The sequence below is a fragment of the Viridibacillus sp. FSL R5-0888 genome, assembly GCF_038009105.1.
Classification (GTDB): domain Bacteria; phylum Bacillota; class Bacilli; order Bacillales_A; family Planococcaceae; genus Viridibacillus; species Viridibacillus arenosi.
The window spans coordinates 2279711-2291538 of the sequence record NZ_JBBPAU010000001.1 but is presented as its reverse complement, the minus strand read 5'-3'; the positions used below and the strand labels follow the sequence as shown (position 1 = coordinate 2291538).

Here is an 11828-nt window from a genome sequence, read left to right as displayed (position 1 = left end):
TTAGTACTCACCATCCTTTACTTTCTCAATAATCGATTCTGCTTCTTTGTCAAATTTGTTTGCTTTACTCACATAAGTCATACATAAAATCCATGTCATGATAAATTGAGCAAAAGCAAAAATCCAAACCAGTGTAATGTCACCTATTACTTTGACATTTAATACTGTTGTGAATGATGTTAAGACTGGTAAAGTAAAGTAGAAGAGTATAAAAAAGATTGAGACCGGTACGATAAATGAATTCTTCTTTTTTACCAATTTCTTAAAATCTTGACTCTCAGCAATTGCTACATAAGCATCAGCTGTAATCTCTTTATCGCGTTTCTTTGAAGTTTTTTCAGAAGAATCTGAATTTTTAACGCCTTGGAGAACGCTTTCAAGTTTTTGATCCATAAAATTTCCCCCTTTATAAAAGTAAGAGTTAGCAGCGATTACCAAAAACCCTTGAGATAATCATATTCAAATTTGTCTAAAATAGCAATCTTTTTCTATGAAAAAATAAAAAACTTTCTATATTATGTTGTTTTTTTTCTGTATAAATCAAAAATATCCTAATTTCAACATCTGATTAAGATGAGGAAATTAGGATATTTGTAAAAATAACGCGTGTTTATTATCAAAAACCATGTATAAATAACAAATTCTTTAATATGCTAGTTCTATTGTAGTGTTATATTAGAAAATATGTGTTTAAGCGACTAAATAAATAGATTTAATTATGAAATAATGGTTTTTTCGACTGTATTTCCCAATTCTTTTTCCGGTAAAACATTACGGAAAAGTTTTTTAACTATTAATAGAGCAATTATTGTTAGCCCTTCAGCTAAAGGAAAAGCTAACCAAATAAATTGGGATCCAAAATAGTTAGGTAATATCCAAAGTAATGGTAAAAATAATACAAGACTTCTTGCCATTATGATAAACATAGATAATCGAATTCGCTTAATAGATTGATAATATTCGGCCATTATTAAGTTGAAACTTAAAAATAAATACCCTATGAAGAAATAAGAAATACCTTCTTTTGTAAAAGCAATAACCTCTGGGTCCTTCACTCCGAATAACGCAATCATTGGATCTGCGAATAACAAGCCAATTAGTAAGACGGCTGCACCGAAGCCAATACCTGTTATTAAACCAAGTTTTAAAAAGGATTGTAAGCGACCATAAAGTTTAGCACCAAAATGGAAACTCACAATAGGTTGTAGGGCAGCACCAATGCCTAAGAAAACCATTAGGAAAACTACATGTAAGTAATTCACTACGGCGTAAGAAGTTACACCGATTTCACCAACAAAATGACTAAATGTAATATTATAAGCCACGACAATAATAGCGGCAGAACCTTCAACTACAAAACTCGGTGAACCGATTTTTAGTATTTCTTCCATCGATTTATAATCAACGGAGAATTTAACAAATCGTAGGACACTTTCTTTACGCACAAAATGATACAGTAAGACGATGACACCAACTACTGTAGAAAGTACTGTTGCATATGCTGCTCCAGCTACACCCATATCCATCATGAAAATGAAAATGTAGTTGAAAACGATATTTAATACTGAAGTAGTAATTAATCCAAACATAGCTAGTTTTGGGTTACCATCATTACGGATGAAAATACTTAGAATATTCTCTAATACATAGACAATACCAAATAGTAAAATAACATGTAAATAATCTTCGACATAAGGAAGAATTTCATCACTGGCTCCAAATAAATAAGCAATTTCTTGTTGCTTCCATAAGCTGAAAACAACTAAAATCCCGACAATTGATATAGCTAACACAAATGACTGGGTAAAAATCGAACGAGCTTTAGCGATATTTGCTTGACCAATTGAAATGGAATACAACGTAGCTCCTCCCATGCCGATCCACAAAGAAATCGACAAGAGAATAGAGAAAATAGGTACAGCAATGTTTATTCCCGCAAGAGCTTCTGGACCAATTCCATTACTAACAAATATGCCATCCACTAATATATTGATAGACATTAAAAGCATCCCTAAAAGAGAGGGGAATAAATAAGATGCAAAAACTTTAGGAACCGAATTATTTTGTAACTTAAACGTTGAATCTGACATTAATAATACTCCTTAAAAAGGAGAAGCACACATTTCCGTTTATAATGTGGGGTTAAACTATACAGCTTTAACCATAACCTTCTCGTTGTGAACATCTAGTTCACCGTTAAATTCAAAACCAAATTTCTTATATAAATGAATAGCACCTGGATTATCTTCATATACACTTAAATATATTTTTTGACAATTAAATTCATTTGTTAATTTCTTGATTAATGCTTGAAGCATAATTTTTCCTAACCCTTTCCCTTGGAAATTAGCATCTATAAGGAAACGATCTAACCAAACTTGATCTCCATCCTCATTTGGGAAATATCCATACATTGCAAAGCCAACTAACTTGCTATCTGCGTATAATCCAACAGGGTGGTAATGTAAATCTTCTTTAGCTTCTTGCAAACATTCTTGAGGTGTTTCAATAAATCCTTTTTGCTCTTTTGCCACACTTAATTTCAATATGGCCCTTTCATTTTCTTGCGTTACGTCATGAATCTCTATACTCATGACTATCAGTTCCCTTCAATAGAAAAAAATTCTTTTTACTTACCATTTCACATGGTATATTTGAATGATAAGGTATACGGTAACCGTATAGTCAAGGGAGAAGACTTAAATGAGCGAAAATTTACGTAAATACTTCACAACTGGTGAATTTGCAAAAATCTGTCATGTAAAAAAACAAACACTTTTTCATTATGATGAAATTGGTTTATTGACACCTGAAATCAAAACAGCAAAAGGATATCGATATTATTCTTATCAACAATATGAAGTTTTTGCAGTCATAGAGCTTTTAAAAGAGCTGAAAATGCCGTTAAAAGAAATAAGAGCTTTTTTACAAAATAAAACGCCAATTGAATCAATCGAATTATTAGAACAACAAACACAATTGATCGAGAAAAAAATCGAAAATCTTACTCATCTACGAGAAATACTAGATACTAAAATAGCCATAACAAAAAACGCATTACAAACAGACTTTGAAAGTATTTCATTAGTATATTCTGAAGAAGAGTTGCTATTAAGAAGTGACAGCACACTTGACACTACAGACAAGGAGTTTCTAAAATCGGTTTCCAACTTTATCAATTATAGTGACAACTATGAGTTATATAGTGGCCATCCTATAGGTGCAATCCTTCACAAAGATAAAATATTGGAAAGGGATTTTGAAAATTATTCATTTTTATACACCAAAATGAAGAAAGGTTGGCAGGGAGAGAATATTTGGTCGAAACAATCTGGCTTTTATATCGTCGGATATCATATAGGCGATGAAGTCAATATTTTTGAAACTTATGATAGGTTGATTGCGTATAGTATAGAGCATCAGTTACAATTAAAAGGCTATTCATATGAAGAATATATTTTAGATGCAGTATCAGTTAATGGTATTGATAATTACGTTACTAAAATAATGATAGAGGTTGAAAAAAGTTGATATCCATTGGCGCTATGGGGGACACATCAGATGACTGTACAAATTCAACGACCAACGGATATACCATTACTAGCAGTATTTTTAGAAATGATGAACAATCAGAAAGAACATCATATAGGGTTTTGTAGTTTAGAGCGTCATACTATCCATTCCAAGCTTACTTATTATTTCTCTGATTTGCCATTAAAAGAATCATTCGTAGTCGCTTATGATCATGGGGAAATTATTGGAGCACTGGGTTTTGATGTTTATATGACTTTAAACAAAGCAAAAGTTTGTGGACCTTTTGTCAAATATCCAAACAAATATCCTTTGTTAGCTGAAGATATGTGGCTGGCTCTAAATGGAGACATGCCGACTGACCTGCGAATATTTGAATTTCTCGTAAATGAAAGTAACTATAGCATGCGTCAGTTACTATTAAAGCTACAGGCAAATGAAATAAAACGAATGTTTTTAACAAAGGCATTTAGAAATACTATTGAAAAGCATGCTAATGAAGAAACATCTGAAATACAATCCAATGTACATCCTTTTCATTTATCGTTTTGTAAGTTCTTGAAAATCGAAGATGATGAATGGCTTAAGTTCACATCTACTTTAAATGAGGAACAGAAACTATTTTTCTACATAGATGAAGTAAAAAACATTTCAGGGTATGCATATGTAAGAGTTGAACCCATGCACTATTTAGGAGAAATTCATCATTATACATTTCAAAGCAGCTTACAGAAAGAAAAGCGTACTCAGTTATTAAGGAAATCATTGATGCATATCTTTTCCTATCATCCTTTTACACAAACTGAGTTATTTCTAGACGTAGATGAACAGTTGGATGTTTTTACAGAAGCAGGTTTTAAAGTAACTGATGAAATGATCTATTATCAATTTATTAAAACGACTTAATAAGTCAGTTTAAGGTGGGCGGTTGTGTTGTCAAAGAAAATATTCGTATTAACAGGAGCACTATTAATTTTTGTATTAGTAGGGTATTATTTTTTAATTGTGCATTCCGATATTACAAGGCATGCAGAGCGAATGATAGAAGCGAAAATTCCAAAAGGAGCTGTACTTGTATCTAATAGTGACAGGCACAAGCAGTTCAAAACAAACGGAGAATTTTATGCTGAATACCTTATGAAACCAAAGCAAGTTAAAAGATTTAAAGAATCAATTGAAGAACATGACAAATGGCAACCATTACCTGCTAGTGAAGAGTTTCAACAATTAGTAGCTAAGCAAATTCAACACGCTCTACCAACTGATGAACAGACCGGGAAATACTACTTTAAAAACAATGAGAATGACGATTCCGTTCAAGACATTATGGAAAGTGAGACGTACGACTTTACAGTAGCTGTTTTAAATGAACAGGCGGGTAAACTATATATATTAAAAAAAGTACGGTGAATCGGATAGGTATTGAGTGGAATATCACTTCACCTATATCCATTTGCCAACTTCGTTTTCAATATTAGAAGTAGTGAAGAACTACTCTTTTCAAAAATAAACTAAGACTGCTTAAATACTATAGCAGTCTTTTTTTGTTTCCAAAAGTAGAAAAGTTCTATACTATAAACGGTAAGGTAAGTATTTTAAATAGGAAGTGATGGATTTGATTCATATAAAGAAAAAGTCTCGTTCAATATATCCAATCATTGTGCCTACAAGTTATGGTAATGTAGGTACGATTAATAGCTATATTTTAAATGACGGAGATTCATTATCTTTAATAGATGCGGGGATTAATACAAACAAATACAAAGATGCATTGACGATGACATTGTCTGAAAATGGATATCAAATAAATGATTTATCTCGTATTCTTTTGACTCATCATCATGAAGATCATGTGGGCCTAGTCAATTGGATTTTACAGAGAAATGATATCCCTGTTTATGCACATCATGAAGCCATTCCTCGTCTAATGGTGGAACAAGAATTTCTTGTGATGAGAAAGAAATTTTTTACTGAACTATACATATCGATGGGGTGCATAGAAGAAGCGCAGCCTCGCCTTGAAAAATTACAACAGACAATTGAACATAAAAATGAACTCGCTCTTCAAACAGTCATTCGTCCAATAGGAGAAGGGGATCGTATCTTAGGCATGAAAGTATTAGAAACCCCAGGGCATTCTGCTGACTCTATTAGTTTTTATGATGAGGAAAGGCAATGGTTATTTGCAGGGGATGTAGTTTTAAAAACGACTTCATCAAATGCAATTGTAGATCCAGATATAAAAGGTAAGCGTCTACATCCTGTGAGACAACATGAGAAATCATTAAAAAGGCTAGAGCAATTAGAAATAGAATACCTTTTTGCTGGGCATCAAGAAATTATTGAAGACCATCAAAATGTCATCTTGCAAAAGCTAGATAAGATGCAACGTAAAGCGAATCGTTTATATTCAGTTATTAAAGAAGGGATACACCATCCGAAAGAAATAGCACAAGATTTATATCGTCATAAGTACAATACAGAGTTTTCTCTTGTTATGTCAGAAGTCATTGGCTACTTAGACTATTTAGAAGAAGGTGGCCTCTTAAAGAAATCATTGCAAAATGACGTTTGGCACTATAAAGCACTGTAATAACAAAACCCACACCATTCAGGGTGTGGGTTTTGTTTGGTGTTAGTCCTTCATTTTGAATGTTCGTCTACATGCTTTAAAACACCTTTTTATTTGCCAAACGTTTTGTCCTCCATTCATAACTACTGTTTGAAAATTCCTCCTGCATTTTCACAAACCCAATTGCAATATATTCTAACTTTTCTGTATCATTTGACTTTTCATATAAATGAATCATTTCGGATAATAAGAAGATAGATAATTTTTTATATTTATAATGTTCTAATAATTATTTAGATAAAATTAGTCCCTCTATCGCTTCTTCGTCTTTCTCAAGTTTATTGTTTGATTTTTACATAATAATATTTAATTGTATTTTTTGCCTAATAGAGTATTATTGGTATTTTAATCATTAGTTAAAATTTCTAAATCAATAGAAGCTTCTTATACCTCATTATTCAATAATAGTATTTCTATTAAATTTAAATAAATTGTAAATTTAGGGATAAAAATAAATTTTTATAGTTTTTATACAAATAAAAGTACTTTTTTACCGAAAATGTAGGATACATACTATTAACCTTCTTAAATCCAGATAAAACATATATTTCATTAATAGTTGCGATGATCTTCTACCTCGGTTGCAAGTGAGATTGTTATCAGTAATGTGTGCTCAGCTGCATTATAATCGCCTTCACCTTAATCGAATCGTACGTTTCTTGTAATTTGTCAATGTTACTTTCAAGCGTTCCGCCACTAGCTTCCTTCCAATTTATAAAAAATTTCGTCCTTTTAAGACACTTTTAGTAATCACTTTCGCATTACAATTATTAACTACTATAACGCGTTTTTCCAAATTCTATTTTGATTTATTGCTAAAATAGGGGAGAAAACTCGAAAAATAAAAGCGATTCGAGACCTGTAATGATGCGTGTATTGCATTCTCGAATCGTCTGAGAGTGAATTTGAAGCAACCTAATTTTTGGGAGGAAACAGAACGTTTTGGAAGGAGGGTTTTGATAAAAATAGTTTTTCAAAAAAAGGTTCCCAAATATGCATTTGGGAACCTTTTTTATGCTAAAATAAGAGTATAAGAGGTGACCAATTTTGCAAAATACATACCCAAAAGTAATGAGAGACTTCCTAGTTTATTTAACAGCAATTAAAGGAAAGTCAAAAAGAACACGTGAAGAATATGAATATGATTTATTATTATTTTTTAGATTCTTAAAAGCTGTACAACAAGATATAGAACTAAAGTTAGTGGATCAAATAGATATATCAGACATAACTATCGATTTTATCCGAGAAATATCATTAGAAGACATGTACTTGTTTTTAGAGTATTGTGAGGAGCAAAGACGAAATAGTGCCCATGCGAGAGCAAGAAAAGGTGCTACATTAAAATCCTTTTTCAATTATTTGAAATCAAAACGACACTTAATAGAAGATAACCCTGCAAGTGAGTTAGAATCTCCTAAAATAGGGAAGCGACAACCTATTTATATGACGATGGAAGAGGCAAGAATTTTCATAGATGGAATAAAGGAATCTACGCATTACTATCGTAATTATTGCATGATTACCTTCTTTTTAAACTTAGGAATACGTGTAACAGAGCTATGTAAGCTGAATTTAACCTCCATACAAGGTGACTATTTAACTGTTACAGGTAAAGGTGATAAGGAAAGAACCGTTTTCTTAAATGAAGCTTGTCAGAATGCTCTATCACGTTATTTAAAAAAAGAACGCTATGCTATTAAAGACTCAGATACGAACGAGTCCCTATTTCTATCACAGAAAGGAACACGCCTAACAAGGCAACGTGTTGCTAAAATAGTAAAAGAGATTAACGAGCAGTCAGGATTAAATAAAACAAAGCTAACACCACATAAATTACGTCATACTTCTGCGACAATGATGTATAAAAGTGGGGCAGATATTCGTAGTTTACAGCAGATTTTAGGGCACTCTAGCGTTTCTACAACGCAGATTTATACGCATGTAGAGGATAAAGAAATTCAACAAGTAATTGAAAACAATCCATTTAATCAATTAATTTAATAAGAACAATGTATTTCACTTAAAAATCCGCACTCATATTGAGTTAGCGGATTTATTTTATTTAATTCTATTTACACAGTACTCTATTAGTACTATAATTCCTTATTATTACATTATTATGAGGAGGTTTCATATGTTTACAGTAAAGATTGATGAGAAATTGCAACTGAAGTTATTACAAGAGCATGATGCACAAGAGCTATTTACAGTTATGATGGGTTCAAAAGAGAGTTTAAGAGAGTGGTTGCCCTTTATAGATTCAAATAAATCTGTTGAAGATGCATTGCAATTTATCCGGTCAACTATAAAGCAATTTTGTGCTAATGATGGCTTCCAAACAGCTATCGTATATGAAGGTAACATAGTTGGAGTTATTGGTTTTCACCATATTAATTGGCAAAACAAGTCTACAAGTATCGGATATTGGTTATCGAAGGACTATGAAGGGTTAGGTATTATGACCAAATCAGTACATAAGCTTATGGATCATGCCTTTCATGATTTGAAGCTAAAACGTATAGAAATTCGCGCTGCTATTGAAAATAAGAGAAGTAGAGCGATTCCAGAAAGGTTAGGAATGACATTAGAAGGTATTAGTCGTCAATCAGAGTGGTTATACGATCATTTTGTAGACCATGCCGTTTATAGCATTCTTCTTGAAGAATGGGAAATTAAGTAGTTGAGACCATCTTGAATGGTCTTTTTTTTAGTAGTTTACATAATATTATTATGTAAACTACTAAAAAATACAGGTAAAAAATTAATAGTTATTATTGCCTAATATTTAGAATTTTATATATTTTAAGCTTGATTAGAAAAGTTATTTGTAAAATCTCTTTAAGATAATTCGAGAAAAATTAGCTTATGAAATTTCTATTTCATTTTTTAGATTCAGACAATTGAACTAGCTAAAATTATTGATAATCCCATTTGATTTTTGATGTTTTTCAATTATTTTACAGTCAGGAACCTATAAAATGTAGAAAAAGTATATCTCAATTACTATAAATACTATATTAATAGTGTAATAATTTGATAATAGGAGATTTTTATTCAAACTTTAATTTTTTCATGCTTTTTTCAGTTTAGGACTTTTTACCTTTTGTTTTTATTTGAATAATAGCCTTATATTGGTTGTGATAAAATAGTAACAAGAGAGAAATTGCTCGAATAATGCCGAACTGATTAGGAGTGAGGTCAAATGGACCAAAGTTATAGTCAAGCGACAGGTCTTAGCCAGCTTAATGATGCGTATACAGTACAACAATTAATAGATATTCAGCATGCATTAGACCAATCTATTATTGTTGCTATAACAAATAATCAAGGTATCATTACATTTGTAAATAATCATTTTTGTACCATTTCTAAATACAGTAAAGATGAGTTAATTGGGCAAGATCACCGTTTGTTGAACTCTGGTCATCATCCTAAAGCTTTTTTTAAAGAATTATGGCGTACAATTGGGAGCGGGAAAATATGGCGTGGTGATATTTGTAATCGTGCAAAGGATGGTAGTTTATACTGGGTGCAAACAACAATCATACCTTTTTTGAATGATAAGGGTAAACTTTACCAATATGTATCGATTCGGACAGATATAACAGAACAAAAAAATATAAAAAAGCTAAAACTCTTTGCTTACCATGACGAATTGACAGGCTTATATAACCGTCGAATGATGAATATATGTTTAGCAGATCTATTCAAAAATGCACATAAAGGAGGTTTTTCATTGTCACTCTTAATGATGGATATTGACCGTTTTAAGAGTATTAATGATGGATTAGGTCATTTAACAGGGGATCTATTTCTAATTGAAGTAGCGACACGCCTGAAAAGATTAGGTATCGATGAAAAATCACTGTTTCGCTATAGTGGTGATAAATTCGCCATTATTATGAAGAATAATGAACAAGCTATTTGGAAAGCACATCAAATAATGGCTAATTTTGAAGAAAGTTTTTTGATTGAACAATTTGAATTTTATTCTTCCATCAGTATTGGCATAAGCTCAAGCCTAGCCGATGCAAGTACACCAGAGGACTTAATAAAATGTGCGAATGTCGCCTTGCTTGAGGCTAAAAAGAATAAAGTCAGCAATTACATACAATATGAAAATACGATGAATAGTACTCATAATCAATTCCTGCTGCTAGAAACAAAACTCCGTCATGCTATAAAGCAAGATGAAATTCAACTGTATTATCAACCGAAAATCGATTTAAAAACAAATCAATTAATCGGAATGGAAGGTTTAATTCGTTGGTATGATAAAGATTACGGCTTTATCTCTCCATCTAAATTTATCCCTTTTGCAGAAGAGTGCGGATTGATTAGTTCTATTGGTGAATGGACATTAAAAAGAGCTTGTAAACAAATGAAGAAGTGGCTTGATGAATATGGGTTTGATATTCGTATTTCAGTTAATATTTCGCCTATTCATTTGAAGGAAAGAAATTTTGTACACAATTTACGTGCAGTATTAAGAGATACAGGTTTACCAGCTAAAAATTTAGAGTTGGAAATTACCGAAATGAGCTTAATGCATCAAACAGAAGAATTAATTGAAACGTTTAATCAAATAAAAGAACTGGGTGTAATCATCGCGATTGATGATTTTGGAACAGGTTATTCCTCACTCAGCTATTTAAAGCAGTTTCCAATTGATGTTTTGAAGATTGATCAATCTTTCATCCGTGGATTAAAAACAGGACTTAGTAATGTCGCAATGGTGACTGCTATTATCAAATTAGCGCATGCATTAAATATGAAGGTGGTTGCTGAAGGAGTAGAGACGGAAGATGAATTGTATATCGTCCGTGAAAACCTATGTGACTTTGCACAAGGATATTACTTTAGTAAGCCATTACCGACTGATGAATTTTCCGCAAAATTGCATGAATTATATGTTTTGAGAATGTAATGAAGTGCTTTTTATAATAAGAAAACCATATAAAAAGGTCGCCACTATACGCTGTGGTGACCTTTTTGTTTGTTTTTTTGAATGGATTTTATAATCTGATCCCAATACGTTGTTGTTAGGTTTATAGTTCATAGGATTAAGTTAAGCCAGCAAGAACGAAAGTTGCACTGAGAGGGGTTCCAGTGACCTCTACAACACCCGATAGATCGACTTTGTTAGCGGCTATAATCATCATAAGTAACACCTCTAAGAGCATCTAAAGCTTCTTAAAATAGAAAGCTATCGAAAGGCACTAAGAATCAAACCTTATTCCATTAATGGCCTAGTTAATGGAATAGCAGGGAACTTGACACGTCACCTTTTGGTGTCCTATAATCGATAAGATACTAAAAGGTGTCCTATTAGGTAATTAAAGTTTAATCGTTGACATTACAGGAAATAATAATGAAAAGGTGGGGGTGATTTTGAACGAAAAGGGTCAAGTGAGGGATGTTTATGACGCTGTTGCCGATCCAACAAGAAGAAAATTACTTCGAATGTTAACAGATGTTGAAGAATTACCCCTACATGAGATAACGGTTCATTTTCAAATGGGGCGTACAGCAGTTTCTAAGCATTTGGCTATCCTTAAAGATGCGGATCTTGTAATTGCCCGAAAAGTTGGTAGAGAGACAAGGTATCGGTTGAATGCAACTCCGTTGAAAGAAATAAAAGATTGGGTATCTTTTTACGAAG

Annotated in this window: 10 protein-coding genes and 1 pseudogene; 8 read left to right on the top strand and 3 right to left on the bottom strand. The window is 32.2% G+C overall.

Annotation, left to right across the window (positions count from 1 at the left end; all coding sequences use genetic code 11):
- The 3 genes from MKY02_RS11375 to MKY02_RS11365 all read right to left on the bottom strand — a co-directional run bounded on the left by MKY02_RS11375 (position 1) and on the right by MKY02_RS11365 (position 2594).
- Positions 1–393, bottom strand: a complete 393-nt coding sequence (locus MKY02_RS11375) for a DUF485 domain-containing protein (RefSeq protein ID WP_083669553.1) — start codon at positions 391–393, stop codon at positions 1–3.
- Positions 394–716: 323 nt separating this feature from the next.
- A complete protein-coding gene (locus MKY02_RS11370) occupies positions 717–2090 on the bottom strand; it encodes an MATE family efflux transporter (protein WP_076034947.1) in 1374 nt (457 codons plus the stop codon).
- 57 nt (positions 2091–2147) lie between these two features.
- A complete protein-coding gene (locus tag MKY02_RS11365; protein ID WP_038181564.1) occupies positions 2148–2594 on the bottom strand; it encodes a GNAT family N-acetyltransferase in 447 nt (148 codons plus the stop codon).
- Between the two features lie 109 nt (positions 2595–2703).
- Here MKY02_RS11365 and MKY02_RS11360 point away from each other — a divergent pair, with 109 nt between their 5' ends.
- The 8 genes and pseudogenes from MKY02_RS11360 to MKY02_RS11325 form a co-directional block, all read left to right on the top strand.
- Complete coding sequence (locus tag MKY02_RS11360; protein WP_038181570.1) at positions 2704–3531, top strand: MerR family transcriptional regulator; 828 nt, start codon at positions 2704–2706, stop codon at positions 3529–3531.
- A gap of 30 nt (positions 3532–3561) precedes the next feature.
- The gene (locus MKY02_RS11355; RefSeq protein WP_340711197.1) at positions 3562–4437 is read left to right on the top strand and encodes a hypothetical protein; all 876 of its coding nucleotides are present in this window, start codon (positions 3562–3564) and stop codon (positions 4435–4437) included.
- Positions 4438–4464: 27 nt separating this feature from the next.
- A complete protein-coding gene (locus tag MKY02_RS11350) occupies positions 4465–4941 on the top strand; it encodes a hypothetical protein (protein WP_038181580.1) in 477 nt (158 codons plus the stop codon).
- A 205-nt stretch (positions 4942–5146) separates the two neighbouring features.
- Positions 5147–6124: an MBL fold metallo-hydrolase gene (locus MKY02_RS11345; RefSeq protein WP_051448619.1), complete on the top strand. Its 978-nt coding sequence runs from the start codon at positions 5147–5149 to the stop codon at positions 6122–6124.
- 1086 nt (positions 6125–7210) lie between these two features.
- Positions 7211–8167, top strand: a complete 957-nt coding sequence (locus MKY02_RS11340; protein WP_246832140.1) for a tyrosine recombinase XerC — start codon at positions 7211–7213, stop codon at positions 8165–8167.
- Positions 8168–8300: 133 nt separating this feature from the next.
- Positions 8301–8846, top strand: a complete 546-nt coding sequence (locus MKY02_RS11335) for a GNAT family N-acetyltransferase (RefSeq protein WP_076065057.1) — start codon at positions 8301–8303, stop codon at positions 8844–8846.
- Between the two features lie 522 nt (positions 8847–9368).
- The gene (locus MKY02_RS11330) at positions 9369–11093 is read left to right on the top strand and encodes a putative bifunctional diguanylate cyclase/phosphodiesterase (protein ID WP_340711195.1); all 1725 of its coding nucleotides are present in this window, start codon (positions 9369–9371) and stop codon (positions 11091–11093) included.
- Between the two features lie 536 nt (positions 11094–11629).
- Positions 11630–11743: pseudogene (locus MKY02_RS11325) on the top strand (ArsR family transcriptional regulator); the annotation flags it as partial.
- Between the last annotated feature and the right edge of the window lie 85 nt (positions 11744–11828).